The sequence below is a fragment of the Streptomyces sp. NPDC042201 genome (assembly GCF_055582185.1).
Window position 1 is genome coordinate 811675 of the sequence record NZ_JBVJDS010000001.1, and the last position, 25756, is coordinate 837430.

Annotated in this window: 21 protein-coding genes and 1 pseudogene; 14 read left to right on the top strand and 8 right to left on the bottom strand. The window is 70.8% G+C overall.

The genetic code is table 11. The annotated features are described in order from the left end of the window. Positions 1 to 9: 9 nt before the first annotated feature. From ACZ6MZ_RS03510 to ACZ6MZ_RS03520, 3 genes are read right to left on the bottom strand one after another with little or no spacing between them, the layout of a single operon-like run. Positions 10 to 4365, bottom strand: a complete 4356-nt coding sequence (locus ACZ6MZ_RS03510; RefSeq protein ID WP_469349550.1) for a hypothetical protein — start codon at positions 4363 to 4365, stop codon at positions 10 to 12. 10 nt (positions 4366 to 4375) lie between these two features. Further along, positions 4376 to 5668, bottom strand: coding sequence for a serine/threonine-protein kinase (locus ACZ6MZ_RS03515; RefSeq protein WP_469349551.1), 1293 nt, complete (start codon positions 5666 to 5668; stop codon positions 4376 to 4378). Next, positions 5661 to 8519: an AAA family ATPase gene (locus tag ACZ6MZ_RS03520; RefSeq protein WP_469349552.1), complete on the bottom strand. Its 2859-nt coding sequence runs from the start codon at positions 8517 to 8519 to the stop codon at positions 5661 to 5663. Before ACZ6MZ_RS03520 ends, ACZ6MZ_RS03515 begins: the two co-directional genes overlap by 8 nt. A gap of 239 nt (positions 8520 to 8758) precedes the next feature. On the opposite strand from ACZ6MZ_RS03520, the gene ACZ6MZ_RS03525 reads away from it, so the two are divergent. The 3 genes from ACZ6MZ_RS03525 (at position 8759) to ACZ6MZ_RS03535 (ending at position 11435) form a co-directional block, all read left to right on the top strand. Beyond that, positions 8759 to 9445: a hypothetical protein gene (locus ACZ6MZ_RS03525; RefSeq protein ID WP_389783006.1), complete on the top strand. Its 687-nt coding sequence runs from the start codon at positions 8759 to 8761 to the stop codon at positions 9443 to 9445. Positions 9446 to 9538: 93 nt separating this feature from the next. After that, on the top strand, positions 9539 to 10081 hold the full coding sequence (locus ACZ6MZ_RS03530) for a SigE family RNA polymerase sigma factor (protein ID WP_469349554.1): 543 nt from the start codon (positions 9539 to 9541) through the stop codon (positions 10079 to 10081). A 100-nt stretch (positions 10082 to 10181) separates the two neighbouring features. Then, the gene (locus ACZ6MZ_RS03535) at positions 10182 to 11435 is read left to right on the top strand and encodes a hypothetical protein (RefSeq protein ID WP_469349555.1); all 1254 of its coding nucleotides are present in this window, start codon (positions 10182 to 10184) and stop codon (positions 11433 to 11435) included. Positions 11436 to 11521: 86 nt separating this feature from the next. On the opposite strand, the pseudogene ACZ6MZ_RS03540 reads toward ACZ6MZ_RS03535, so the two are convergent. Beyond that, positions 11522 to 13184 (bottom strand): annotated as a pseudogene (locus tag ACZ6MZ_RS03540) (bifunctional 3'-5' exonuclease/DNA polymerase). Positions 13185 to 13370: 186 nt separating this feature from the next. Between ACZ6MZ_RS03540 and ACZ6MZ_RS03545 the strand changes: the two are divergent. Next, positions 13371 to 14282: an NADP-dependent oxidoreductase gene (locus ACZ6MZ_RS03545; protein WP_469349557.1), complete on the top strand. Its 912-nt coding sequence runs from the start codon at positions 13371 to 13373 to the stop codon at positions 14280 to 14282. An 83-nt stretch (positions 14283 to 14365) separates the two neighbouring features. Here ACZ6MZ_RS03545 and ACZ6MZ_RS03550 read toward each other — a convergent pair whose 3' ends face one another. Beyond that, positions 14366 to 14926 (bottom strand): sugar O-acetyltransferase, encoded by a 561-nt coding sequence (locus tag ACZ6MZ_RS03550; RefSeq protein ID WP_469349559.1) that lies wholly within the window; start codon positions 14924 to 14926, stop codon positions 14366 to 14368. A 193-nt stretch (positions 14927 to 15119) separates the two neighbouring features. Between ACZ6MZ_RS03550 and ACZ6MZ_RS03555 the strand changes: the two genes are divergently transcribed. Further along, positions 15120 to 16346: a DUF2786 domain-containing protein gene (locus ACZ6MZ_RS03555; RefSeq protein WP_469349561.1), complete on the top strand. Its 1227-nt coding sequence runs from the start codon at positions 15120 to 15122 to the stop codon at positions 16344 to 16346. Positions 16347 to 16395: 49 nt separating this feature from the next. Here ACZ6MZ_RS03555 and ACZ6MZ_RS03560 read toward each other — a convergent pair whose 3' ends face one another. Together ACZ6MZ_RS03560 and rpsN are read right to left on the bottom strand one after the other, a co-directional pair. Continuing rightward, complete coding sequence (locus ACZ6MZ_RS03560; protein ID WP_469349563.1) at positions 16396 to 16908, bottom strand: hypothetical protein; 513 nt, start codon at positions 16906 to 16908, stop codon at positions 16396 to 16398. Between the two features lie 38 nt (positions 16909 to 16946). Continuing rightward, positions 16947 to 17252 carry a 30S ribosomal protein S14 gene (gene rpsN / locus ACZ6MZ_RS03565; RefSeq protein WP_384332418.1) on the bottom strand — a complete coding sequence of 102 codons (306 nt, stop codon included), beginning with the start codon at positions 17250 to 17252 and terminating at the stop codon, positions 16947 to 16949. Between the two features lie 112 nt (positions 17253 to 17364). On the opposite strand from rpsN, the gene rpmG reads away from it, so the two are divergent. From rpmG to ACZ6MZ_RS03585, 4 genes are all read left to right on the top strand, one after another. Beyond that, entirely contained in the window at positions 17365 to 17529 is a 165-nt protein-coding gene (gene rpmG, locus ACZ6MZ_RS03570) for a 50S ribosomal protein L33 (protein WP_384179705.1), read from the top strand. A gap of 61 nt (positions 17530 to 17590) precedes the next feature. Further along, a complete protein-coding gene (locus ACZ6MZ_RS03575) occupies positions 17591 to 17848 on the top strand; it encodes a type B 50S ribosomal protein L31 (protein ID WP_384332409.1) in 258 nt (85 codons plus the stop codon). Next, positions 17848 to 19029 carry a CobW family GTP-binding protein gene (locus ACZ6MZ_RS03580; protein ID WP_469349565.1) on the top strand — a complete coding sequence of 394 codons (1182 nt, stop codon included), beginning with the start codon at positions 17848 to 17850 and terminating at the stop codon, positions 19027 to 19029. The genes ACZ6MZ_RS03575 and ACZ6MZ_RS03580 overlap by 1 nt, the downstream gene beginning before the upstream one ends. Positions 19030 to 19334: 305 nt before the next feature. Further along, complete coding sequence (locus ACZ6MZ_RS03585; protein ID WP_384179711.1) at positions 19335 to 19577, top strand: DUF397 domain-containing protein; 243 nt, start codon at positions 19335 to 19337, stop codon at positions 19575 to 19577. Between the two features lie 169 nt (positions 19578 to 19746). On the opposite strand, the gene ACZ6MZ_RS03590 is transcribed toward ACZ6MZ_RS03585, so the two are convergent. Next, on the bottom strand, positions 19747 to 20241 hold the full coding sequence (locus tag ACZ6MZ_RS03590) for an ATP-binding protein (RefSeq protein WP_384179713.1): 495 nt from the start codon (positions 20239 to 20241) through the stop codon (positions 19747 to 19749). 315 nt (positions 20242 to 20556) lie between these two features. Here ACZ6MZ_RS03590 and ACZ6MZ_RS03595 point away from each other — a divergent pair, with 315 nt between their 5' ends. From ACZ6MZ_RS03595 to ACZ6MZ_RS03615, 5 genes are all read left to right on the top strand, one after another. After that, positions 20557 to 21438, top strand: coding sequence for a helix-turn-helix domain-containing protein (locus ACZ6MZ_RS03595; protein ID WP_384179715.1), 882 nt, complete (start codon positions 20557 to 20559; stop codon positions 21436 to 21438). A 54-nt stretch (positions 21439 to 21492) separates the two neighbouring features. Beyond that, positions 21493 to 22959: an aldehyde dehydrogenase family protein gene (locus ACZ6MZ_RS03600; protein ID WP_469349567.1), complete on the top strand. Its 1467-nt coding sequence runs from the start codon at positions 21493 to 21495 to the stop codon at positions 22957 to 22959. 120 nt (positions 22960 to 23079) lie between these two features. Beyond that, the gene (locus ACZ6MZ_RS03605) at positions 23080 to 23721 is read left to right on the top strand and encodes a PadR family transcriptional regulator (protein ID WP_384332397.1); all 642 of its coding nucleotides are present in this window, start codon (positions 23080 to 23082) and stop codon (positions 23719 to 23721) included. A 93-nt stretch (positions 23722 to 23814) separates the two neighbouring features. Continuing rightward, positions 23815 to 24804: an ATP-binding cassette domain-containing protein gene (locus ACZ6MZ_RS03610; protein WP_389782977.1), complete on the top strand. Its 990-nt coding sequence runs from the start codon at positions 23815 to 23817 to the stop codon at positions 24802 to 24804. Then, positions 24801 to 25628, top strand: coding sequence for an ABC transporter permease (locus tag ACZ6MZ_RS03615; protein WP_469349570.1), 828 nt, complete (start codon positions 24801 to 24803; stop codon positions 25626 to 25628). Before ACZ6MZ_RS03610 ends, ACZ6MZ_RS03615 begins: the two co-directional genes overlap by 4 nt. Positions 25629 to 25756 lie beyond the last annotated feature (128 nt).

Consider the following 25756-nt stretch of genomic DNA (forward strand, 5'->3'; position numbering starts at 1 on the left):
AGTCTCCGTTCACTGTTTGTAGCGTAAGAGGTTGTAGAGCGAGAGGGCCGTATCGTTGGAGGGATTGAGAGTCATGGCCCGTTTCAACAACGAAAGGGCCTCGGGCAGCTTTTCGGGGCTGTTGTGACTCATGGCCTGGTAGGTCAGGGCCACCGAACGGTCCGCGTCGTTGCCGGCCGATTCGTACGCCTCCCTCGCCGCGGTCAGCGCGCGGGGATAGTCCTTCGCCTCCAGCGCGGCGACGACACGGTCCAGTTGGGCGCCGTACCTGGTCTGGGCGAGCAGTTGGGCGGCGTTGACGTTGCCGGGATCCCACTTCTGCGCCGCCTCGTACAAGACGACGGCGGCGCGGTTGTCCTGCGCGACGAACAGTCCGCGGTCCACGAAATGCTCGCCGAGCGCGCGGTTGCCCGGGAGATGTCCCTTGCCCGGAGTGCAGAGCGGGACGAGCGCGTCGGCGAATGTGCGCGCTCTTCCGACCACTTTCCGCAGTTCCTCGGTCCTGCGCATTTGGTAAAGGCAGGACTGCAGCCCGTTGTACCAGTCGAGTCCGGTCTGCAGAAGGCGGGGCAGCGGAATATCGAGACCGATCAGCGGTTCCAGCTTGCGAATGCCGGATTCGTAGTCCTTGTCGATTCCCTCGGCCAGTTTCGCGATGGCGGCCGGGTCCTTGACCGCCTTCTCGGCGGTCTCGATGACCTCGGCGCACCACGCGTCGGTGACCGAACCGGCCAGAGCGGAGATCTCGGCCCAGCGTCGCGCGTCGGCCGGGGGAGACCACGGGATGCCGAAGTCCCGCAGGAGGCCGCGGACGGCGGACTCCCCTTTACGGGCCGCCTCCAGCACCAGCAGGTGCAGCCGGGCGGTGTCCCGCTCCCCTGCCTGGAGGGCCTCGGCGCCGAGCTTGCGGTGCATGCCGAACAGTTCCCGGCAGACGGTGTCGCGCAGCCGCGTCTCCGCTTCGGGCCCGGCGGGCACCTCGCCGTGCTGCTCCCAGAATCCCCCTGAGGCCAGCAGCAGGGTCCACAGCACGGTCGCGCGGGCGAGGTGCCCGCCCGCCCGCGCGGTGGGCGCGGGCCCGCTGAGCGCCATGCTTCGGTACAGCAGGGCGAGGGTGTGGTGGAGCCGTACGTCGTACTCCAGGGTCTTCAGGCAGTCCGCCCAGCTCCGCTCGACCCTGCCGGCCTTGTCGGCCCGCAGGACGCGGAACAGCCCCCGGTCGGCCATGATGGCCGCCTCCAGGGCCGCGTAACGGCCGGGCCGCTCCCAGGGGACCTGCTCCTGCTCGGCGCCGGGGAAGAGCTGGTCCAGCAGGCGGCTGACGTAGACGTCGAGTTCCAGGCCGCGCGCGAGCGATTCGGCTCTGCCACGGGACGGGACGCGTTTCAGCGCGGGCCCCGCCGCCGGTTGCAGGTCGGCGGCCTGGCGCAGCAGCTTCGCGCCCCGCAGCGGATCCTCCGCGTGACGGGCGGTCACGGCCTTGTAGTAGAGCAACCGGGCGTACTGCGCACGGACGGCGCCGGAGTCGCGCCCCTCCTGGTCCGCCGCGTAGTACGCGAGCATCCACTGCTCTTCCGCCAGCTCGTAGTCACCGACGGCGGTCGCGCAGCCTGCCAGGATCGCCGGGTCGAATCCGGGCGCACCGTCGTCGGTCAGCCGCCTGATGACGACGGCCAGCGGGTGGGCTTCGCCGGGACGGCGTTTGGCGCCACCGGAGTTGGCGGACCTGCCGTTGCTGCCGGGCTTGCCGCCGCCGCGCGCGAGAAGCGCGGGGAGCAGCCGGGCGATGTCGGTGACGGCGGCCAGATCGCAGTCGGCCGCCGCTGCGGAGAGCAGCTCCAGGCACCGCCGCGGATCGCTCTCGACGAGCCCCGCCGCATGGACGACCCGGACCAGCGCGGCCTGCTCCCCGGTCCCATCGGGCACAGGCACTCCGGGCGGGCGGCCGTCCAGGACGTCGGCGAGCACGGCGCACACGGCGCTGTCCGCCGGGGCGGCCCTCAACTGCCGTACGGCGGCGACCCGGTCGCCCCGCGAGAGGTGACGCACGGCGGCGGCCAGCGCCGGCACCGGCTGTATGACGCCGGACGGCCGCGCTGCCTGGAGCGGTGGGCGTCCGACGGCCGGCAGTGCCATCGCCGCAGCCGTGACTCGACCGGCCAGCGCGTGCACCTCCGGCAAGGCGTGCCGGTCCGCGAGACCGCGCACCAGCCGGGCGAGGGCGTCCCGGCGGTAAGGGTCCTTGCTGAGCATGCCCGCACGGGCGAGCGCGGCGGCCAGGCCGGTCACGGCGTGCGGGGGCGGCTCGTCGGCTTCCTCGACCAGGGCGGCCAGCCGGCCGCAGAGCTCCGGGTCGGCGGCTTCCGGATCCTCGGCCAGCAGTACGAGTCCCAAGACCCATTCCGCCCAGGGGTGCTCCCGTACGGAGGGCGACAGCCCGGCCGGCCCGTTGCCCGGCCCGGGGGCGGTCCCGTGGGCGACCGTCTTGGCGGCCCGCAGCAGTACAGAGGCGTCCGGGGGTACGGCGCCCGGCCCGGCAGCGACGGCTCTGTGGAGATCCCTGGCCGCCCGCCGTGCGTGGTACGGGGCGTCCTCGGGATCCAAGGTCGCGCCCTCCCCGGCCAGTTGGTGCAGCCAGACCGCGCCGAGTACGTACGGCACCTGCGGCAGTTCACAGGCCGCCAGCCGCTCCAGCCGGTCCTCGATCGCCTCGTCCGACCCGCCCCCGGCTGCCTCGGCCCATACGCTCAGCACCTCTGCCTTCGCGCCGCTCCGCCCGGCGAGCAGCCGGTGCGCCCTGGCCGGACGGCGCCTCTCCAGGTGGTGCGCGGCCAGCACCAGCGCCGCCCGCTCGTGCCCGAGCGCCAGGGCCGCCCCGAGCAGTCGCCGCCCCTCCTCCGGCTCCTCGCGCAGCGCCAGCAGCCCGGACCACAACAACCGGTCGGCCCGCGGCAGCCGCCGGTACAGCGGCTCCCTCAGCAGCGCCGCCATCTCTGCCGCGCTCGCCCGGCCGTACGCTTCGCCCAGCGCCGTACGCAACCCCTCCAGGCACTCCGGTGCGCCGCCGCCTGCCACCGGCAGGCCGGGCGGGGGCCGGTCCGCGGCGCCGGGCGGCCGCCTGCCCGCAGCCAGGTCACGGCGGACCTGCGCGATCCGCTCGTAGCCGGGCGGGGGCGCCGCTGCCGCGTGTTCCGCGTCGGTGCCGGGCACCGCGTCCGGCTCGGCGTCCAGCAGGAGGCAGGCGAGCGCCCAGTCGTCCGAGTGCCGGGTCATCGTGCCGATGCGCAGCCGGAGTTTGGTGCGGCTGCCGCACAGAAGCTGCGACCAGGCGGCGTGGTAACGCCACTGCGGGAAGGAGGAGTCGCTCTTCGCCAGGGGTACGAGGAGGTCGCGGGCCCGCGCGGCGTCACCGTCCAGGAGGTGCAGGCGGCCGCGGGCGTAGGCGGACCAGAGGCCCGCCTCGCGGGTCAGGTCGACCGCGGTCAGCCGGTGGGCGGCCGGGGGAGGTGTGTCGGTGTCGGAGTCGAACCAGGCCAGTACCCTGCCGAGTTCGCCCATCGCGGCGACGTCGGCCGCTGCTTCATGGGCCGCGTCGAACGCCCACTCGGGGATGCTCGAGGCCTGACCGGCCCGTACATACGTGGCCAGGAACCCGAGGAGTGCGGTCCCGTCACGGGGGTCCGCCGTGCAGGCCGCACGGAAGCGGTCCCGGGCCGTGTCGAGTTCCGCGGTGACCGACAACCGGTAGAGCCCGGCCGCGCGGTCCGCTCCCGGGAGCCCGGTCGCCGCCAGCTTGTCCGCCGCACGCAGCTGTGCCGGGTCCGAGGAGAAGTCCACCCGCAGCACATCGGCGGCCAGCGCGACGACCGCCGGGGGCCGTGGCCCGGGCCTGCCCAGAAGGTCCGCATAGATGGTCAGCAGGGCGTCGTCCCGCTGGCCGGACCGGGCCAGGTCGTCCGCCAGTGCGGCCCTGACCGGATCCTGCTCCGGCACCTTCCAGTACAGCCGGGTCAGCAGCTCGTTGGCCTGCTGCCCCTCGCCTCGCCCGAGGCGCGCCTTGACCAGCGGCCGGACCGCCTGATCGAGAGGGATGTCACCGGTCTCCGCGACACGCAGGCCGATCCTCTCCAGCGCTTCGAAATCGGCGTCGGTGAGCAGCGGCCGGAACGGCCGGCCGACCACGGACCGTAAGAAGTCGGTCCATATCGGAGCGGTCGTCTCGGGGCGCTTCTCCATCCGCGCGCAGACCTCGCGCAGCCGCGCCAGGCCGCTCTGCGGGTCAGGGTCTTCGACGGCCGCGATCCACTGCCTGCGCAGCCGCCCCGAGGAGGTGAGGAGGTCGCCGATGGATGAGGGCGGACTCATACCGCGGTGCTCACCCCCTGTCCCTCTCGCGGCGCAGGAGATCTTCGAAGTGGGTTGCCTGGAAGGCGTTCCCGGCCCGCCGGTAGGCGTCGGCCGCACGCGACAGCAGGGCGCAACGCTCCTTCCGGGTCCGCAGGAGGGCGCTGTTGCGCACCAGCTGCCAGGCCTCGGCGAGGCACCGCGCCGAGGTGGCCGGGTCGCCCTGCGCGTCGAGCAGGCGGGCGAGTTCGTTCAGCAGCGCCAGCCGGTCGGCGGCCGGGAGATCCCCCGAGCCGGAGTCCAGGCACTTTCGCAGGGTGTGGCACGCGCCGGCCGGATCGCCGGCGGCGGCCTGCTTGCGGGCCTGCTCCAGCGCGCGTTCGCCGGGCGGCGGGCGGTGGGCCCCGCTCTCGGCCCCGGCCAGCGCGTCCAGCAGTTCCGCCGCGCTGCGGAAGCGCCTCGCGGGCTCGAACTCCAGGCAGCGCAGGACGACGGCATCGGTCTCTCGCGTCACCGTGTTGTTCAGCCGTGACGGCGGGGCGGCCGCGCGGCCCTCCTTCTTCTGCTGGTACAGCCAGTCGCCGTGCAGCGTGTCGGGCAGGCCGGGCGGCGGTATGAGGTGCGCGAAGGGAAGCCGCCCGGTCAGCCCCTCGTACATCAGCACCCCCAGCGAGTACAGATCGGAGGCGGGCATGCTCTGGCCCTGGGAGGTCTCGGGGGCCATGTACGTCAGCGTGCCGGCGACTCCGGGTACGGTCCCGGACGCCAGCAGCCTGGCGGCGAGGCCGAAGTCGATCAGCCGTACGGTCAGGTCCGAGCCCAGCAGGACGTTGTCCGGCTTGAGGTCCCGGTGCAGCAACGGCTGGTCCAGGGCGTGCAGTCCGCGCAGCGCCACGCAGATCTGCCGCGCCCAGCCGAACAGCAGCTTGGCGGGGACCGTCTTCAAGGTCTCGAACTGGGCGGCGAGCGTGGTGCCCTGTACGTACTCCATCACCAGGAAGGCCCGGCCGCCGGCGTCCTGGGCCAGCCCGCCGTCGTACACATGGACGAGGTGGCGGCGTGCCTCGGCGTCGGTCATCCCGTCCATCGCCTCGGCCAGCCGCAGGATGTCGGCGAACCGCTCCTGGGCGTCCGCCTCGGTCATCCCCGTCTCCTTGGAGATCTTGCAGGCGACCCGCCGGACGGGGCGGCCGAGGATGCGCTGCTCGCTGAGGAAGACCGCGCCGAAGGCACCGCCACCGATCCACTTGGTGAGCAGATAGCGGTCGTTGATCACCCGGCCCTCGAACGCCCGCAGGTCGGTCCCGGCTCCGTCGTCACTCATGGCCCGGTCCTGCCTCCTCTGCCGTCTTCGTGTCAGGAGCGGGGCGGAAGCGGACGTCCGTCCGGGGTTCGCCGGGCCCGACGCGGTGGAAGTTGAGTTCGATGCGGGCGCACTTCCGGAACTCCTCCTCCCGGCGCTCCTGTTCGAGAAGGATGGGATTCTCGATCAGGTCCGACAGGATTTTCGCGATGATGCGACCGCCCTCTTTGCCGCCCGACTTCTCGTTCAGCAGATGTCCGCGCCCGGCGGCGTAATGGATCAGCGCCTCGGGGACGATCAGCTCCTTTTCCCTTTTGTCCAGCCAGAATTCGCACTGCCGGTCGACCAGCTTTCGGCAGATTCCGGTCATCGCGTCCAGATCCAGCGGGCGGAACACGATGATCCGGCGGATGCGCGCCACGAACTCGGGAGAGAAGACAGGCCCGCTCCGCGCACGGTTCCCGATCTGGAGCAATTCCTCTTTCACCCGGGCGACGATCGCCTCGTCGGACCGGCCCTCCCGGGTCATCCGGGAAATGATCTCCTGGCCCGCGTTGCTGGTGAGGATGAATATCGCCCGGTCGCCGTGGGCCTTGACGCCACGCTGGTCGACGATCCAGCCCTCGTCGAAGAGGTTGAGGAAGGGCCGCCAGACCTCGGGGTGTGCCTTTTCCGCCTCGTCGAGCAGGAAGACGCAGTACGGGTCCGCGTTCAGCTCGTTGATGAGGCGGCCGCCGCGCTCGAAGCCGATGTATCCCGGCGGCGAGCCGATGATGCCCGACACGCTGTGCGCCTCGGAGAAGTTCTCCATGGGGTAGGTCTGCAGGCGTTTGGAGGAGGAGTAGAAACCCGCGACGGTCTTCGCCAGCTCGGTCTTGCCCGTCCCGGTCAGCCCGGCGAAGAGCATCACCGAGGCGGGGCCGCCGCTCGCCCCGGACAGGCCCGACTTGATGCGGCGCAGCTCGCTCGCGACGACCTCGACCGCGTCCCGCTGACCGAAGACGGAGCCGCCCAGGGCCTGTTCGTAGTCGGTCCGCTCGCCGCCCGTGCCGGCGATCTGCGCGGCGGGCACGCCCGACACCTCGGCGATGACCCGCACCACGTCCTCGGTACTCACGACGGCTCGGGCGTCGCCGAGCTGCGTACGGCGGTAGTCCAGGTCCTCGCAGGCCCGGCGGAGCACCTTGACGGCGGCGAGCGGCAGCCGCTGGTTGAGGATGTAGTCCCCGGACATCACGACCGCCCGGTCGACGGCCCGGTCGTCGACCTCGGTACTGAACTCCGCTTCCAGCGCGTCCGCCGCCTGACGGACCATGTCCCGCGCGGAGGCGCGGTCCGGCTCGGTCATCTCGATACGGGTGGTGAGTTCGCGCAGGGCATGGTCGGCGGCCAGCAGGTCGTCGTACTCCTGGTCGGACAGCACCCCGATGAGGTGGATCCGGCGCTCCTTCAGCGCGCTGCGCAGGGCCTGTACGTGGTCGGTGCCCCGGGGGCCGCGGAGCATGGCTCCGAGCCCGTCCAGGCACACGATGAGATCGGTACGCCCGGCGACATGGCCGACGATCCTGGCGAGTTTGGCACCGCTCTCGGAGTCCGGTACGTCACGGCAGTCGACGCGCAGCAGGCGCTTGCGGCGCAGGAAGGGCAGCTCTCCAGCCGCGGCGCGCCTGGCCAGTTCACGCACCAGGCTGGTGGTGCCGACCCCGGCGGGCCCGGTGATCAGCACATGGTTGTCGGTCGTACGGTGCAGGGCCCGGCCCAGGGCGTCGAAGTAGCGCTCCAGGTGCCGGGCGGGTGCGATCCCCTGGGTACGCGCCAGCCAGGTGAGGTCCTCGGCGGGCGGTGATTCCGGTGGTAACCGGAAGGAGACCTCGCGCGGTCCCGCGGTGCGCGCCTCTCTGACGGCCTGGGCGAGCAGCTCACGCATGCGGGCGAGGTCCACCCGGAGCGGCTCCGCCTGGAACACCGACGCCAGCCTCGGCGGTGGATCCTCCAGCAGGGCATCGAGCAGATGCGGGGTGTCGACCAGCTCGGCACCCCAGACCACGGCGGCCCGCTGGGCCCGCTGGAGCAGGGCGAGCAGCGGCTCTCCCAGGCCGTCACGGTGCAGCGGCGGCGCGTCCTTTCCGTGCGGCGACAGCCGGAAAGCGCCGCTCAGCATCTCCGCGACCTTCGCCAGACCCAGCTGCGGCGGGATCTGGAGCCGGACGAGCCGCTCGGTCAGCCCTTCCGTCTCGCCGAGCAGGGCGAGGAAACAGTGCGGTGGCAGCAGGCGGTCGTACCCCAGCTCACCCGCGCGCCCCGCCGCCTGCTCCAGAACCGCCCAGGCGTCCGCCGAGAACTCCTCGGAGCGCAGCCGACCGGTGTCGTCCAGCAGGGCGGGCGGCGGCTCGGTGCTGACGCGCACCTGGTCCCGCAGGGTCCGCGCGGCGGCCGCCGTGTCGAGAATCCGCAGGAACTGCCGGTCACCGGGGTCGGGATGGTCCAGGACACAGGCGACGAGCAGTTCGAGGCAGACCGGGCGCAGCCGGTCCTGGTCCTGGGCGAACTCCGCGGCGAAGCGGTCGAGGGCGGCCAGCGTCTCCGCTGTGAAGCGCTCACGCCTTCCGTCGAAATCGAAATACTGCCCGTCCTGGCTCCCCGGGTTGTACACCGCGATGGTTTCCAGCAGATGCCGCGGCTGGGCACCTTCGGCGAGCGTGAGCGCGAGTACCGACAGAACTCCCTGGTCACCGGAGTCGATTGCGGTGTAAAGGATGTCACTCGGACGGACCGTCCCCGAGCAGCGCTGGGTTGCCGCCGAGAGAATATCGATCGCGCGTTCGTCCAGAAGTGTGTGCGGAGTGAAGATCCCCTCCGAAAACAATGACAAAACGACGGCACCCCCGTACCCGTTCCCGGCACGCCATGTTCGCGGAGAATGCCGGAGCCGCCGGTGGTTGCCCCGTCGCATTCATAGTTTGGCACGGGTACGGCAATGTCCGCCGCTCATGGGCCACATCATCCGCCCGACTTCCCCGCCCGGAGATCAAGGTCGAAAACCGAGGCCCCCGGTACTTCGGCGACGCGCCGGACCTGGTCGGAGGGTGTGATCGGGAAGAATTGGCCGCCATGCGGAAGAACAGATCCAAGGCGCTCACGCTGGCGGGCATCCTGCTGATCACCAACGTCGTCCTGGTGACGGTGCTGATCAGTAGCCACGCCTCGTCCGAGGGGGATGCCTCGGTGGGCAGGGCCGTGCCGAAAGGTGCGACCGCCGAGCTTCCCGCGCTCACGGGTGGCGCCGTCCTGTCGGCGAACCGGTGGCCGGACGCGTGCTCGCTTGTGAGCCGGGAGGAGATCGAGGCGATCTTCCCCGGCGCCAAGGACATCACCGAGGAGCGCCGCCGGATCTACACCCCTTCGATCAAGGAGTTCGGCGCGGACTCCTCGTGGCGGGAGAGCGACAGATCCGAGGCCGGCCAGTGCCTCTACAGCATGCGGCTGCCGGGCGAGAAGAACCCCGCCACCCAGTTCTGGTTGCGCATCGAGGCCGTGGCCGATCCTGAGCTGATCGCCCGTTACTACGAGCGCTTCGCATCGGGTGGCGACCCCAGGAAGGGGGCGATGGGAGCGGATCGGTGTGTTGTCGCCGGGACGGCCGAGGGGAGCTGGATCTGCCACAAGGGGCCGCTGTTGTTCACCGTGGGCGGGCAGACCACCGTGGCGTTCGACGGTGAGGAGGCGCCGGCCCCGTGGACCTGGCGGGACAACGTGCTCCCCGAGTTCGTCAGGACCATCGCCTCGAAGATCAAATAAAGCCGACTGAAACATTTCCGCCCGCCCAGCGCGTCAGTGGGGTGTAGGGGTGAGGAGCCGGCGGGCGGGGCGGACGGGGAAACCATGGCGCGCATGGGTCTGATGGGGCGTACGGGCAGGGAGGGGTCGCGAGCATCCAGAGCGGATGACTTCAGGGAGTTCGCGGTTGGCCGTACGAACCATCTCTTCCGCTCCGCTTGCCTGCTGACCAGCGGCGATATCCATCTCGCCGAGGACCTGGTGCAGGAGACGCTCGGCCGGATGTACGCGCTGTGGGGACGCGTCTCCCGGATCGGGAACCCCGCGGGGTACGCCCAGACCGTGCTGGTCCGCACCTTTCTCACCCATCAGCGGCGGCGCTCCGCCACCGAACGGCCCCTCGGGGAACTTCCCGATTCGGCCCCGTACTCGGGCGACGATCCCGCCCTGCGCATCGCGCTTCTCGATGCGCTCGGGCAGCTGGCGCCCAAGGACCGGGCGGTGGTGGTGCTGCGGTACTGGGAGGACCGCAGCATCGAGGAGACCGCCGATGCGATGAACGTCAGTTCCGCCGCCGTACGTACCAGGTCGGTGCGGGCGCTCGCGAAGCTGCGCGCGCAACTGGGGGGCCAGTTCGCCGAGTTCGCCGGCCGCTGAAGCCTGGGCTGAGGTCGTGCGTCGAGGTCGTGCGCTGAGGCCGCGAGGCGGAGCCATCAGATCAATTCTGTCCGATAAATGATCAGAAAGTGAGGTAAACATGCTCCTGGACAAGCCAGGCGAAGAGCCCTTCGAGGACGAACTCGGCGAGGTGCTGCGCCGCACCGGGGACCTCTTCGAACCCATGGACCGGGGCGAACTGGTGGACGGCGCAGTGGCGCGCGGCCGCCGTCGGCTGGCCCGGCGGCGTGCCGCAGCGGTGACGGGGAGCGTGCTCGCCCTGGCCGCCGTGGGGATCGGCGGTGCGTACGGCGGCGGACTGCTGGGTGCTTCGGGCGACGGCGAATCGTCGGTGGCCGCGCCCACGCGGTCGGTCACCGGTGGCGCGGACGGCGTCGTCACGGACAAGGACATGATCGGGATTCTGGAGCGGTTGGTCCCCGTCGGAGAGCTGATCGACACTCAGGCACGCGGAACCCATGAACGGGGCGGCCCGAGCGTGTCGGGGGTCATCGACGACGGGATGGGCAGAGCCGCCGTGTCGGTCGGTCTGTTCCGCGTGAGCGGCGCGGAGGCGACCGGTCAGGTGACCTGTCCTGACAAGGCCCTCGTCGCCTACGAGAGCTGCACCGGCAGCACGCTGGCCGACGGCTCACGGCTCATGATCTACCAGGGGTACGAGTACCCGGGCCGACCCCAGGACACCAGGAGCCGGCGGGCCGTGCTGTCCACGGCCGACGGGTTCCTGATCGACGCCCATGTGTACAACGCCCCGATGGTGAGGGGCAGCACGCCGTCCCGTACCGATCCGCCGCTGGATCCGCAGCAGTTGAAAGAGCTGGTGACGTCGGACGCGTGGCGCAGGCCGCTGAGCCAGATGCCGACGACCCCGCCCGGAGAGGACCGCACCGGAAAGGAGGGCGGCGGTGCGGGCATCGTGAGCGGCTGGGATGTCCGCAACGCGTTGGTCTCTCTGCTCCCCTCCGGACTGAAGGTGAGCGGTGAGGGCTACCAGGAGGAGTACGCGTACGTCGTGGTGGACGACGGCCGCGGCCGGAGCCTCGTCCAGATCAATGTGCAGCCCGGTATGTCCGCCGATGTGATCTTCGGGGAGGACACCACCACCCTGCCGGACCGTACGAAGCTGAAAACGGAGAAGGGGCCGGGCGAGAAGGGCGGTAAGGGCGTGGTGATGTGGACCGTCGACACCGTGCGGCCGGACGGACTGCGTGTCGTGATCTCCGCCTTCAACTCCGTTACACAGCACGGCGCGGCCACCCGCGAAACCCCCGCGCTGACCATGGAGCAGCTCACCTCGATCGCGACCAGCGAGCGGTGGCTGTCCTACTCATAGCCGTCCTGCTCGAAGCTCCCCTGTTCGTAGTCGTCCTGTTCGAAGCCGCCCTGCTCGTAGTCCGGCCCGGCCGGCGGGGGCCGTCGTCACTTCGCGTCGGAGTACCGCTCCACCGTCGCCGTCGTGAAAGGAAACCGCACCGGTGTCTCCCCGAAAGTGATCCGCCCGGCCAGCTCCCCTGCCGCGCGGATCGCCTTCGTCACGTCCTCGGTCTCGCGCTCGGGACAGTGCACGATCACCTCGTCGTGCTGGAAGAAGACCAGCTCCGCCCGCATCCCCGCGGTCGCCTGCCGCAGCGCGGCCAGCATCACCAGGGCCCAGTCGGCCGCGCTGCCCTGGACGACGAAGTTCCGCGTGAAACGGCCGCGGGCTCGGTCGTTCGACGACGCGTAGCCAGGGGTGAACTCACCGCCGGAGGTGGACGATCCGTCCATTGCCTGATCCGTCCCGGCCGGCGACTCCTGCGGAATCCCGGGCTCGCCGTCGTCCTCGGCCCCGGCCGCCCGCGGACTGGTGCGCCCCAGCCACGTCCGTACGAGCCTGCCCTCCTCGCCCGCCCGTGCGGCGTCGTCCACATACGCGACGGCCAGCGGGAATCTCCGGCGCAGCGCCGCCAGATTCTTCAGCCCGTCGCCGGACGTCTGACCGTAGATCGCCCCCAGCAGCGCGATCTTCGCGTGGTCGCGGTCACCGGAGAACGCCCGGTCGGACAGCGCCGTGTACAGATCGCCGTCGTGTCCGGCCACTTCCATCAGCCCGGGGTCACGGGAGATCGCGGCCAGCACCCGGGGCTCCATCTGATCGGCGTCCGCCACCACCAGCCGCCAGCCCTCGTCGGCGACGACCGCCCGCCGTATCACCCGGGGGATCTGCAGGGCGCCGCCGCCGTTGGTCGTCCAGCGCCCGGAGACCGTACCGCCCGGCTGGTACTCCGGCCGGAACCGCCCCTCCCGCACCCAGTCCTGGAGCCAGCTCCAGCCGTGCGCCGTCCAGATCCGGTACAGCTTCTTGTACGCGATCAGCGGCTCCACCGCCGGATGGCCGATCTCCGCCAGCTCCCAGCGCCGGGTCGATTTCACCCACCCGTCGCCCGAACGCCTCCGACACCTCGTCCGCCAGCTCGGCCAGCCGTCGCGGTTCGCCCCCGCCCGCGTACCGCTCGCCGAGCAGTTCACGCAGCACCTCCCGGTGCACATCCGCGCGCCACGGCAGCCCGGCGCGGTGCATCTCGGCGGCCACCAGCATTCCCGCCGATTCGGACGCGGTGAGCAGCCGCATCCGTCCGGGGTGCTCGGCGGACGCATGCCGACGCTGCTGCCGCGCGTACACCTCCAGCAGCCCTTCGAACGGCACGTCCGCCCCCGCCTGCGGCTCGAACAGCGAGGACTGCGAGCCCGGCGCCGCCGACCGTGGTGGCGGATCGGGCGGCACCGGCGCGTTCCGCAGCCGGGCCAGGGCCGCGGCGGCCGACCGGGGCTCCCCGAGCCGGCCTTCGTGGCCGAGCAGCAGCAGCTCCGCGACCTCGATGTCGTAGCACCGCTCGATCCGCACCCCCGCCGCGAGCAGTCGCGGATACAGCTCGGCGGTGGAGCGCCACACCCACCGCGCGACGTCCGGCAGCCGCGCCCTGACCGCCCCGACGAGATCGGGCTCCCGCAGCACGGGCCCGGCCGGGCGCCCGTCCGCGCCCAGCGGAGCCAGCAGCGCGCCGCCGCCGTCCGCCGGGGCCAGAGCCCATCGTTCGGTCATGGTGGTGAGTCTGGCAGGGGGGTCTGACAACGGCCCGGCACGCGCCGCTCGCCACCGCTGAGCACAGGTGGCGGCGCGTTCGAAAGGCGGGCCGGGCCCGGCACCGGGAGGATCGAAACCAGAGCCAGGAACGGAGTTCCGGCCGGAGCCCCGGCCTGTCCCCCTGTGCACCGTATGGAGGCTGACATGCAAGGCATCGTTTTCGAGGAGTTCGGCGCGGCCGACGTGCTGCACGTCAAGGACGTCGAGGAACCACACGCGGGCCCCGGTGAGGTCCGGGTGGCAGTACGGGCGGCGGGCGTCAATCCGATGGACTACAAGATCCGTCACGGATGGATGGAGCAGGCGTTCCCCACGCCACTGCCCGCCGTGCCCGGTCTGGAGTTCGCCGGGGTCGTCGACGAGATCGGTGAGGGAGTCACGGACGTTTCCGTCGGCGACGACGTTCTGGGCTGGACCGCGACCGGTGCCTACGCCCAGTACGCCCTGGCCGAGACGCTCGTACGCAAGCCGGCCGCCCTCGGGTGGGCGGAGGCGGCGGCGATCCCGGTCGCGGGAGAGACGTCCCGGCGGGTGCTCGACCTGCTCGGTCTGCGGGACGGCGAGACCCTGCTGGTGCACGGCGCGGCGGGCGCGGTCGGTTCGGTCGCCACCCAGCTCGCGGTGGCCCGCGGCGCGACCGTGATCGGCACGGCGTCCCCGGCCAACCACGAGTACGTGCGCTCGCTGGGCGCGATCCCCGTGGCGTACGGAGACGGTCTCGTCGAACGCGTCCGCGCGGCCGCGCCCCAGGGCGTGGACGCGGTCTTCGACGTGGCGGGCAAGGGCGCGCTGCCCGACTCGATCGAGCTGCGCGGCGGTACGACCGACCGGATCGTCACCATCGCCGACCCGAAGGCCGCGGAGTACGGGGTGACCTTCTCGGGCGGCGGCGCGTCGGACGGGAAGCGCTCCGGTCTGGCCGAGAACGTCCGTCTGGCGGGGGAGGGCGCGCTGCGGCTGCGGGTCGCGCGGACGTTCCCGCTCGCAGACGCGGCGAAGGCGCAGGAGGCGAGCGAGGGCGGCCACGCGAGTGGAAAGCTGGTGATCACCCCTTGATACGGCGGTCACCCTAGATGCGTGATCACGCCTCGACGTGGTGATCACCCCTTGATGCGGCCCTCCTGGGGGCGGTGACGCCCTCAGCCCGCCAGCTCGCGGATCACCCGCGCGGGGTTTCCCACCGCCAGTACGCCCGCCGGCAGGTCCTTCGTCACAACCGAACCCGCGCCCACCACGGTGTTCTCGCCGATCGTCACTCCGGGACAGACGATCACCCCGCCGCCCAGCCAGACGTTGTCGCCGATCGTCACCGGGAGGGCCTTCTCCCAGCCCGCGCGACGGCGTTCCGTGTCGAGTTCGTGGGCGGGGGTGAGGAGCTGGACGTTCGGGCCGATCTGGACGTCGGAACCGATGGTGATCGGCGCCGCGTCGAGGAAGACCGCGTTGAAGTTGATGAAGGTACGGGCGCCGATGCTGATGTAGCTGCCGTAGTCGCAGAGGAACGGCGCGCGGATGCGGACGTCCTCACCGACCGACCCGAGCAGCTCTGCCAGGATCTTCGCGCGGTCGGCCGGCGCGGCGCCGCCGTCCGCGTTGTACGCCGCACAGAGCGCGATCCGGCGCTCGGTGTCCGTGCCCAGTTCCTCGTCGTCCGGGAGGTACCACTCGCCGGCCAGCATGCGCCGTTTGTTCTCGCCCATGGATGTCCTTCCGTCTCTTCCGCCAACGACAGCAACGGTAAGTCCACTGTCCACAGCCTGTGGACAGTGAATGGGCGGCCACCCCTCGGGGACGGTGCGGACCTCCCGTACGGACCTGCGACCATCGAGGACGCGCCGGGGAGCAGGTCCGAGGAGGCACAGGCATGGTCATAGAGCACACGCGGGCTGCGGCATGAGTGACGCGGGCGCCACGGACTCCGGCGCGCGTACCGTCGAGCGGGCCCTCGCCGCCGTGCTTTCCACGACCAGCAGCGAAGGGCTCGACACAGGTGCCTCCCTGCTCGCCGCCGATCCGACGGCCGATGGAGAACTGCGACGGCGCGGCGAGCAGTTCGTACGGCTCGCCTGGGAGCGCGGCTGGCAGCCGGCCGATGTCGTACGCCTCGTCCGCCGGGACCTCGACGAGCCGCACGTGCGGCTCGTCGCCGAGCTGATCACGGCGGAGGCGCGGCGGTACGAGCGGCTGACGCCCCGCTGGGCCGCCCAGCTCGCGGAGCTCGACCCGGAGCCGGATGCGGAGCCGAAGCCGAAGTCAGAGCCGAAGCCCTACCGGGCCGACCGCTTCTCGTACGCCACCGCCGTACTGGAGCTGTATCTGCTCCTGGTCCGGCTGCCCGCGATCGAGCCGGTGGGGCCGGTGCCCGGTACGCCCGTACATCTGCCCCCCGCGGACGGCGAGCCGCGCATGCTCACCCGGATCCGGGCGCTCCTCGCCAAGGCGGAAGCGACCGGTTATCCGCAGGAGGCGGAGGCGCTCACCGCCAAGGCGCAGGAGCTGATGGCGCGGCACAGCATCGACGAGGCGCTGCTCGCCGACCGGACCCACCGGGGCGATGTGCCCGGCGCGTGCCGGATCGGGGTGGATGCTCCGTACGAGACGGCGAAGGCGATGCTGCTCGATGCCGTCGCGTCCGCGAACCGCTGCCGCGCGGTGTGGAACAGCGCGTACGGCTTCTCGACGGTCGTCGGCTTCGAACCCGATCTGGAGGCGGTCGACCTGCTCCACACCTCCCTGCTGGTGCAGGGCACGGCGGCGATGACCCGCGCGGAGGCCGCGCAGCGAGCGGCGGGGCGCAAGCGGACAAAGACCTTCCGCCAGTCGTTCCTGATGGCGTACGCCCACCGCATCGGCGAACGCCTGGCGATGGCGACGGAACAAGCGACAGGGCAGGCGGACGCGGCGGCGAACGGCGGAGGCCTGTTGCCCGTCCTCGCGGCGCGGGACGTGGCGGTGGCGGACCGTGCGGACCGGATGTTCCCCGAGACGGTGGCGACAAGAGTGCGCGGGGTGACGGACGCCGAGGGCTGGACCCATGGCACCTCGGCGGCGGACGCGGCGCACGTGCCCGGCGGTGGGGGCGCGCGGGACCGCCGGGGCCGGATCCGCCCCGCGCGCTGAGCATCAGGGCCGGGCCCGTCCGGCCTGTCAGGACGTCATCGGGGCATCATCAAGACGTCGGAAGGCTCGTCGGCAGCCCGCCGGGCAGCTTGCCGTCCTCGGCCTTCGCCAACGTGTCCTTCTTGCCCGCGTCCCAGGAGATCACCAGGGTCTTGCCGTCGTTCGACTCGATCGTCCCCATGGTGCGGTCGGTGTTGCCGTCGGCGCACTTGAGGGAGAGCATCGGCTCGCCCATGTCCTCGACCGTGCCCTGGCAGACATGCTGGTCGGCGACGAGAGCCACCTTGCCGGCCTTGACGGACAGCGCGACGGCCTTCCCGTCGGACAGCCCGGCCCACGTGCCCTCGATGCTGCCGCCCGACGCGTCCCCGCCGGAGCCGGCGTCCGAACTGGCGTCCGAACCGGAACCCGCGTCACCGCTGTCCGTTGCGCTCGACGCGGCAGCGCCGCCCTTGTCCTTGCCCGAGTCGCTACCGCTGTCGCTGTCGCCGCCACAGCCCGTGAGGACGAGTGCGGCGGCCAGCCCGGCCGCGGCGACGCTGGTTCGTATGAGCTTGTGCACGGTCAAGTCCCCCTGGTCGGTTGCCGGACCGCGCCAAGCTACCAGGAGGACTTGCGCACCCCGGGAAGGAATCCGGCATGGGCCTGCTCGCGCAGCCGGACCCTCGACAACCCGAACTTCCTGAGGTGTCCGCGCGGCCGTCCGTCCACGCTGTCCCGGTTCCTCACGCGCGTGGCGCTCGCGTCGCGAGGCTGACGTCGCAACTCCTCCCGCGCCGCGATTCTTTGATCTTCGGGGGTGCCGGGGCGGCGCAGGAGCTCCTTCAGTTCGGCGCGGCGCACCGCGTACCGCTCGACGATCTCCTTGCGCCGCTCATTGCGGACAATCTTGCTCTTCTTGGCCATCAGACCTTCACCCCCCGCGCACGGATCCGGGCGACGGCGCCGGTCAGTTGGCAGTGGGCGGACAAGATCACACTCTTTTTGGAAATGGAAACCATTTCCATATACTAACCCCATGGCCCGTAACGAACTACGCCCGATCATCAAGCTCCGGTCCACGGCGGGGACCGGCTACACGTACGTGACCCGCAAGAACCGCCGGAACGACCCCGACCGCATGACGCTGCGCAAGTACGACCCGGTCGTCGGCCGGCACGTCGGCTTCCGCGAAGAGCGCTGACCGGCGGAAGAGAAGAACAGACAAGAGCAGACCAGAACAGAAGAGGACAGAGAGAACCGAGATGAAGCCCTCGATCCACCCCGCGTACCAGCCCGTCGTCTTCCGCGACAAGGCCGCCGGCTTCGCGTTCCTGACTCGCTCGACCGCCACCGGCGTGAAGACGATCGAGTGGGAGGACGGCGCCACCTATCCCGTCATCGACGTGGAGATCTCCTCGGCGAGTCACCCCTTCTATACGGGCACCGCCCGCGTCCTGGACACCGCCGGCCGCGTGGAGCGCTTCGAGCGCCGCTACGGCCGCCGGCCCGAGGCCCGTTGATGGCCGGCCCGGACGACTCGCACGACACCGACGGCAGGCTCGCCGTCGCGATCGTCTGCGGGCTGCACGCCGACGCCCGCCAGGCTGCCGTGCGGCGGCTGCTCGCCACCGTGCCCGGCAGCGTCGCGCTCCACCACGACCTGTCGACGGCCGGGCGCGGCACCGTCGTACGCACGGTCCGCGACGCCACCGGACCGCTCTCCCGTGGCGAGGCGCCGCTGGTCAACGACTGCGCCTGCTGCGCGCTGCGCGAAGACCTCGTACCCGAGCTGGAACGGCTCGCGGACGGCGGACCGACCCGGCTCGCGATCGTCGAGCTGTGGGACTCGGTCGAACCCCGGGCGGTGGCCGAGGCCGTCGCGGCGCACGGCGAGCGGCTCGTCGTCACATCGGTGCTGACCGCCGTCGACCCGGCGCTGCTGCTGCCGTACCTCGGCAACGGTGACGACCTGTCCGCCGCCGGGCTCGCGGCCGCCGCCTCCGACCGGCGGACGATCGCCGACACCTGGGCGCGGCAGCTGGAGTACGCGCCGGTGCTCGCCGTGGCCGACAGCCCGCTCGCGGACGACGAGGACCGCGCCCTGCTGGCCCAGCTGCACCCGACCGCACGGCAGGTACGGATCGACGGCGGCGCGGCGTCCGCCGGGGAACTGGCCGCCGCCGCGCTCGCCGGCTTCGACGTCGACGCGGCCGCCGCCCGTCAGCACCCGGCCTGCGCCCTGCTGCCGCAGGAGGCGGACGCATGCGGAGTCGGTACGTACGTCTGGCACCGCGCCCGTCCCTTCCATCCCGAGCGGCTCTATCGCGCGCTGGAGGAGCTGACCTGCGCGGCGGCCCGCAGCCGCGGCCGATTCTGGCTCGCCGACCGTCCCGACACCCTGCTGGCCTGGGACGCGGCCGGCGGCGCGCTCAGCGTGGAGAGCGCGGGACCATGGCTGGCATCGATGCCGGACGCCGCCTGGGAGACGGTCCCGCCGCTGCGCCGGGTCGCCGTCGCCCTGGACTGGCACCCGGAACACGGCGACCGCTGCCAGCACCTGGTCTTCACCTCGCCGGGCCTCGACCGGGAGCAGATCGAGCGGCTGCTCGACTCCTGTCTGCTGACCGACGCCGAGTACGCCGCGGGCCGCCTGGCATGGAAGCGCCTTCCGCCCGCCTTCGACTCCCTCCTGGAGGCCTGATGCCCACCCGCCGTGGGGACCGCCGGCCACGGAGACCGAGTCGGTCGCGTCGGTCGAGACGATCAAGAGCAGGCCCCCGTTGTGGAGGACTGGACCAATTCTTGGACACTGTGGAGCCAGATGGCCGCGGAATGCGTCTCTTCCTGTAGCGAGGGGGAGTCGACCCGTTCGGCCGGGTCCAGTTGAGCGTCTGTAACCAAGGGAACACCCCGCGTGCACGTGCATATGCTCATGCATCAGCACGTGAAACACAGCTATGATCCGGGAAAGTTGACACCTGCACCTTGCAACTCGGGGAGCGACCTGTGCACCACGTGTACAACGGCATAACGGCCACAGAGCTTCACGGAGTTGTCTGGCAGAAGAGCAGGCACAGCAACTCCCAGGGATCCTGCGTGGAGTTCGCCAAGCTGCCGGGCGGGGAGGTGGCGGTACGGAACTCACGCCACCCCGACGGACCCGCGCTGGTGTACACCCCCGCCGAGATAGAGGCCCTGCTGCTGGGCGTCAAGGACGGGGAGTTCGATCATCTGACGGCAGGCGGCTGAGCGCCGAGCGAACAGATTCAGCCGCCTCGCTCGGCCTCAGTAGGGGGTCGGCCGCCGGACCGACCCCACCGCACCCATCAGTTCCGGCCAATCTCCACGAGCTCATGGCCGGTTAGGTACACACCAATCGGCGCCCTCGCCGCTCGGCACTGACCGGTAACGGCGAGAATCAGTCACCCGGCAACTGGAACAGCGCCCAGACCACTTTGCCGTTCAGCGACCCCGCCAGCGGGTGCCAGCCCCAGGTGTCGCTGAACGAGTCCACCAGGAACAGCCCGCGGCCGGACTCCGCCGCGCAGTTCTCGTCCTTCTCCCGCGCCTCAGGGCTCGCATGGCTGGGATCCCGTACCGCGCACACCAGTCGCGACGTCCACCGCATCAGATGCAGCCGTACGGGATGGTCCTGCGGCTCCCGCGGCGTGTCGGCGGGCAGGGCATGCCGCAGCGCGTTGGTGACGAGTTCGGAGACGACCAGCGCGACATCGTCGAAGCGGTCGCTCAGCTCCCATTGTCCCAGCGTGGTCCGGGTGAACTGGCGTGCCCCGCGCACCGCCTCGTATCGGGGAGGCAACGCGCACGACGCCGAGCTGGCGGCCCCTGCGGGATCGATGGGGGGAAGCCCCTGCCTTAACGGCTCGAGCATGGTCGATCCATTCGTCCCCATGCGAGGCACTCCCGGGATTCGCGGCCGTAGCGATACTGCGGTGGTCCAGCGTCACAACACGTCAATCACGAACGAGCACGCAGGTGCGCGGGGACCATGGTTCCGAATGCGTACGGCAGATGCAAGGGCAGATGCACGTGCACGTGCCAGTCCTGTCCCGTCCTATGCTGATTCCCTCCTATTTCTCCCTGTGACCAGTTTCGCCCTCTCCGCAAAGCCTTCTTATTTCCGTAATCGAATGAGTACGGGCTGAAGCGTTTTGGTGGCAGAATCCGGCACTTGGGGTTCGGGGGTGCTCCTGGAAAACCACATGTGATGGGGAGGGTTGGAGACGTGACCGCAGCCGAATCGGGCGGTTCCGTGGTGCGGCGCATCCTGCTGGGCTCACAGCTGAGGCGGCTGCGCGAGACGCGCGGCATCACACGCGAAGCCGCCGGCTACTCGATCCGCGCATCCGAGTCCAAGATCAGCCGTATGGAGTTGGGACGGGTGAGCTTCAAGGCCAGAGACATCGAGGACCTGCTGACCCTCTACGGTGTCGCCGACGAAGGCGAACGCGGGGCCCTTCTCGGCCTCGCCCGTGAGGCCAATGTCGCGGGTTGGTGGCACAGCTACGGCGATGTGCTGCCCGGCTGGTTCCAGACCTACATCGGTCTCGAAGGCGCCGCCTCGCTGATCCGTATCTACGAAGTGCAGTTCGTGCACGGTCTGTTGCAGACCGAGGCGTACGCACACGCCGTCGTCACCCGGGGCATTCCGGACGCGCACCACTCCGAGGTCGACCGCCGTGTCGCCCTCCGGCTGGAGCGGCAGAAGGTCCTCGTGTCCGAGCGGGCGCCCCGCTTCCACGCGATCCTCGACGAGGCGGCGCTGCGCCGCCCGTACGGCGAGCGCTCGGTGATGCAGGGCCAGTTGAGGCATCTGATCGAGATCTCGGAGCAGCCGAACATCACGCTCCAGGTGATGCCGTTCAGCTTCGGCGGCCATGCCGGCGAGAGCGGCGCCTTCACCATGCTGAGCTTCCCCGAGTCGGATCTCTCCGACGTCGTCTATCTGGAGCAGCTGACCAGTGCGCTGTATCTGGACAAGCGCGAGGAGGTCGCTCAGTACGAACGGGTGATGGCGCGACTACAGGAGGACAGCCCGGGACCGGAGGAGAGCCGAGATGTCCTCCGTGGACTGCTCCAACTGATCTGAGGCATCAGTACGATGACAACACATCAGGAGTTTGCACCTGCAGTAAGGGATCGCATGTCCTACTTCACCGACCTGGCCCACCAGTACATCGATGGCGAGTGGCGGACCGGCAGCGGCTCGTGGGACATCATCGACTTCAACCCGTACAACGGGGAGAAGCTCGCCGCCATCACGATCGCCACGGCCGCGGAGGTCGACGAGGCGTACCGCGCGGCCGAGCGTGCCCAGCGGACCTGGGCCGAGACGAATCCGTACACCCGCAGGCTGGTCTTCGAGCGCGTGCTCAGGCTGGTCGAGGAGCGCAAGGACGACATCGTCGAGGCGATCATCGACGAGCTGGGTGGTACGCGGCTCAAAGCGGTGTACGAGGTCCGGGCCGCGCAGGAGTTCCTGCGCGAGGCGATACAGCTGGCGGTCCGCCCCGAAGGCCGGATCCTGCCCTCCCCGGTGGATGGCAGGGAGAACCGCGTCTACCGACTGCCGGTCGGCGTCATCGGCGTGATCAGTCCATTCAACTACCCCTTCCTGGTGACGATCAAGTCGGTGGCGCCCGCGCTGGCGCTCGGCAATGCCGTCGTGGTCAAGCCCAACCAGAACGCGCCCGTCGTCGGCGGCGGGCTCATAGCCAAGATCTTCGAGGACGCGGAGCTGCCGGCCGGACTGCTCAACGTTCTGGTGACGGACGTCGCGGAGATCGGCGACGCGCTGATCGAGCACCCGGTCCCGAAGGTGATCTCGTTCGCGGGCTCCGACCGGGTCGGCCGCCATGTCGGCGCGGTCGCGGGCAGAAATTTCAAGCGGGCCATACTCGAACTGAGCGGCAACAGCGCCCTGGTCGTCCTCGACGATCTCGACGAGGCGGGGATCGACTACGCGGTGGACGCGGCGGTGGCCAGCCGGTTCGTCTATCAGGGCCAGGTCTGTATGGCCGCCAACCGGATCCTGGTGGACCGCAGCATCGAGCGGGAGTTCACCGAGAAGTTCGTGGCGAAGGTGGCGGCCCTCAGGACCGGCGACCCGCGCGATCCGGAGACCCAGATCGGCCCCGTCATCAACACCTTCCAGGCGGACGCCCTGTCGGCGCTGGTGGACCAGGCGCTCGCGGAGGGCGCGACCGCGCTCGTACGGGGCCGTACCCGCGGCAATCTCGTGGAGCCGACGGTACTGTCGGGGCTGTCGGAGGACTCGCCGCTGATGCAGCAGGAGATCTTCGGGCCGGTGGTGCTGCTGATCCCCTTCGACGGGGAGGAAGAGGCGGTACGGCTCACGAACAACACGCCGTACGGGCTGAGCGGCGCCGTGCACACGTCGAATGTGGAGCGGGGCGTCGCGTTCGCCAAGCAGATCGTCACCGGCATGATGCACGTCAACGACTCGACCGTGCAGGACGAGCCGCTGGTGGCGTTCGGCGGGGAGAAGTTCTCGGGCGTCGGCCGGCTCAACGGCGACTCGACGGTGGAGGCGTTCACGACGCAGAAGTGGATCTCGGTGCAGCACGGCCGTACGGAGTTCCGCTTCTGAGGCCCTGTCGCCGCTGATTCGGCGACGACCGGGGCTGAGACCACACCGGGCCCGGGACTACACCGGGCCTGAGGCCACACCGGAGCTGAGACCGCGCTGCGGGGGTCCTAACCTGGAGCAATGTCAGCGATCCGTTTGCTCGTGCTCGGCGCGGTCCGCCAGCACGGGCGGGCCCACGGCTACCAGGTCCGCAACGACCTGGAGTACTGGGGCGCCCACGAGTGGTCCCACGCCAAGCCCGGCTCGATCTATCACGCCCTGAAGCAGATGGCGAAGCAGGGCGTGCTGCTGGCGCACGAGGTCGCGCCGAGCACGGCGGGCGGGCCGCCGCGGACCGAGTACGAGATCACGGACGCGGGCCGCGAGGAGTACTTCAAACTGCTGCGTGGGTCGCTGACCGCGTACGACCAGAAGATGGACGTGCTCTCGGCGGCGCTCGGCTTCATCGTCGACCTGCCGCGCGCCGAGGCCGTGGACCTGCTCAAGGAGCGGGTGCGCACGATCGAGGCCTGGCGGGCCTCGGTCACCGAGCACTACGTACCGGAAGAGGGCCCGGAGCAGCTCGGCCACATCGGCGAGATCATGAACCTGTGGGTCCACTCGGCGGACGCGGGGGCGGAGTGGACGCGGGGCCTGATCAAGCGGATCGAGGGTGGGGCGTACACCTTCTCCGGGGAGGGCGAGCCCTTCGTGGGGGTGCTCGCCGAGGGCGAGGAGAACCCGTACGCGACAGGGATTCCCGATGATGGAGATCGCTACTAATCAAGTTTGACCAATCGCGGGGCCGGGGCTACTCTTCCGGCCATGTAGTCAAGTTTGACTACATGGGTCGTCGGCGGGCCGGAGGAGAAGGCATTGAGTGACGCGACGGACGCGATCGTGGTGGAGGGCGTACGCAAGCGGTACGGCGGGAAGCGGGCCCTGGACGGGTTCGATCTGACGGTGGAACGCGGCACGGTGCACGGAGTGCTCGGGCCGAACGGCGCGGGCAAGACCACGGCGGTGCGGGTCCTGACCACGCTGCTGCGGCCCGACGAGGGGCTGGTACGGGTGGCCGGCTTCGACGTACGGACGCGGGCCGGCGAAGTACGGCGGCGGATCGGGCTGCTGGGCCAGCACGCGGCGCTCGACGAGGATCTCAGCGGCCGGCAGAACCTGGAGATGTTCGGACGGCTCTACCACCTCGGCGCGCGGCGGGCGGGGGTGCGGGCGGACGAACTGCTGGAGCGGTTCGGCCTGCTGGACACCGGACGCAAGGCAGTGAAGCAGTACAGCGGCGGAATGCGGCGCCGGCTCGACCTGGCGGCGTCCCTGATCACCGATCCCGAGGTGCTCTTCCTGGACGAGCCGACCACCGGGCTCGATCCGCGCGGCCGGGCGGAGGTATGGAGCGCGGTGCGCTCGCTGGTCGGCGGCGGGACGACCGTACTGCTGACGACGCAGTATCTGGAGGAGGCCGACCAACTGGCCGGCCGGATCTCGCTGGTGGACAGCGGCCGGGTCATCGCGGAGGGCACGCCGGACGAGCTCAAGGCCAGGATCGGTGGCGACCGGATCGATGTCGTCCTGCGCGACGCGGACCGGCTGGCGGACGGGGCGCGGGTGCTGGCGGAAGCGGCCGGTCCGTCCACCGTCAGCACGGATGTGGACCGGCGGCTGCTCAGCGCGCCGGTGAAGGACCGGATGGCGGCACTCACCGAGACGGTACGGGCGCTGCACGCGGAGGGGATCGAGGCGGAGGACATCGCGCTGCGCGGGCCGACGCTGGACGAGGTGTTCCTCCGGCTCACCGGTGAGGAACGGGACGGCTCCGCCCGTCACGAGCGGCGAGAGGTGTCCGCATGACGCTCGTGAACGGTACGGCGCCGGCGCCCACGGTCGGCACCGGTGGCCTCGGCTGGGCGCTCGCCGACTCCTGGACCATGACCCGGCGCGAACTCGCCCGCTGGGCGCGGCAGCCGGTCCAGGTCGTCGTCGGCCTGGTCTTCCCGGTGATGCTGCTGCTGATGTTCGGCTATCTGATCGGCGGCGGACGGGGGATCGCGGGGGAGTACGTCGAATTCCTCGTCCCTGGCATGCTCGCCCTGACCATGGCCTTCGGTCTCGAGTCGACGATGCTCGCCGTCACCCAGGACCTGAACAAGGGCGTCGTCGACCGCTTCCGCTCGATGCCCATGGCGTCGTCCGCGGTCCTGGTGGGGCGGAGCGTCGCGGACATGTTCCAGTCGGCGCTGAGCCTGGCGGTGCTGATCGGCGTCGGGTACGCGATCGGCTGGCACTGGCACGACGGTCCCGCGGCTTTCCTCGGCGCGGTCGGACTGCTGCTCCTGTTCCGGTTCGCGATGCTCTGGCTCGGTATCCAGCTGGCGATGGTGGCGGGCCGTCCCGAGATGGTGCAGGCGGTGCAGATCCTGGTCTGGCCGATCGGTTTCCTCTCCAACGCGTTCGCGACGCCGGAGTCCATGCCGGGGTGGCTGGGCGCGGTCGTGGAGTGGAACCCGATGTCGGCGACGGCCACGGCGGTACGTGACCTGTTCGGCAACCCGGGCGCGGTGGGCGGCTCCTGGGCGGCGGAGCACGCAGGGCTGCTGGCGGTGGTGTGGCCGGTGGTGCTGCTCGCGGTGTTCTTCCCGTTGGCGGTCCGGCGGTTCGCCCGGCTCAGCCACTGAGCGGTGCGCCGGCAAAAACCCCGCCCCGGAGTGGAACCCGGGGCGGGGCAGCGGTGTATCAGAGACAACAGCGTCCGACCGGCCGCCGGGGGGCAGCCGGTCGGACGGTGTGGACGGGACAGCGCGTA

Excerpts from the sequence above, each read along its gene's own strand:
- ACZ6MZ_RS03615 (WP_469349570.1), top strand. The coding sequence starts at position 24,801 with ATGACGCTCGTGAACGGTACGGCGCCGGCGCCCACGGTCGGCACCGGT.
- ACZ6MZ_RS03605 (WP_384332397.1), top strand. The coding sequence starts at position 23,080 with ATGTCAGCGATCCGTTTGCTCGTGCTCGGCGCGGTCCGCCAGCACGGG.
- rpmG (WP_384179705.1), top strand. The coding sequence starts at position 17,365 with ATGGCCCGTAACGAACTACGCCCGATCATCAAGCTCCGGTCCACGGCG.
- ACZ6MZ_RS03525 (WP_389783006.1), top strand. The coding sequence starts at position 8,759 with ATGCGGAAGAACAGATCCAAGGCGCTCACGCTGGCGGGCATCCTGCTG.
- ACZ6MZ_RS03590 (WP_384179713.1), bottom strand. The coding sequence starts at position 20,241 with ATGGGGACGAATGGATCGACCATGCTCGAGCCGTTAAGGCAGGGGCTT.
- rpsN (WP_384332418.1), bottom strand. The coding sequence starts at position 17,252 with ATGGCCAAGAAGAGCAAGATTGTCCGCAATGAGCGGCGCAAGGAGATC.
- ACZ6MZ_RS03535 (WP_469349555.1), top strand. The coding sequence starts at position 10,182 with ATGCTCCTGGACAAGCCAGGCGAAGAGCCCTTCGAGGACGAACTCGGC.
- ACZ6MZ_RS03530 (WP_469349554.1), top strand. The coding sequence starts at position 9,539 with ATGGGTCTGATGGGGCGTACGGGCAGGGAGGGGTCGCGAGCATCCAGA.
- ACZ6MZ_RS03555 (WP_469349561.1), top strand. The coding sequence starts at position 15,120 with ATGAGTGACGCGGGCGCCACGGACTCCGGCGCGCGTACCGTCGAGCGG.
- ACZ6MZ_RS03515 (WP_469349551.1), bottom strand. The coding sequence starts at position 5,668 with ATGAGTGACGACGGAGCCGGGACCGACCTGCGGGCGTTCGAGGGCCGG.
- ACZ6MZ_RS03580 (WP_469349565.1), top strand. The coding sequence starts at position 17,848 with ATGGCCGGCCCGGACGACTCGCACGACACCGACGGCAGGCTCGCCGTC.
- ACZ6MZ_RS03545 (WP_469349557.1), top strand. The coding sequence starts at position 13,371 with ATGCAAGGCATCGTTTTCGAGGAGTTCGGCGCGGCCGACGTGCTGCAC.
- ACZ6MZ_RS03510 (WP_469349550.1), bottom strand. The coding sequence starts at position 4,365 with ATGAGTCCGCCCTCATCCATCGGCGACCTCCTCACCTCCTCGGGGCGG.
- ACZ6MZ_RS03550 (WP_469349559.1), bottom strand. The coding sequence starts at position 14,926 with ATGGGCGAGAACAAACGGCGCATGCTGGCCGGCGAGTGGTACCTCCCG.
- ACZ6MZ_RS03595 (WP_384179715.1), top strand. The coding sequence starts at position 20,557 with ATGGGGAGGGTTGGAGACGTGACCGCAGCCGAATCGGGCGGTTCCGTG.
- ACZ6MZ_RS03575 (WP_384332409.1), top strand. The coding sequence starts at position 17,591 with ATGAAGCCCTCGATCCACCCCGCGTACCAGCCCGTCGTCTTCCGCGAC.
- ACZ6MZ_RS03600 (WP_469349567.1), top strand. The coding sequence starts at position 21,493 with ATGTCCTACTTCACCGACCTGGCCCACCAGTACATCGATGGCGAGTGG.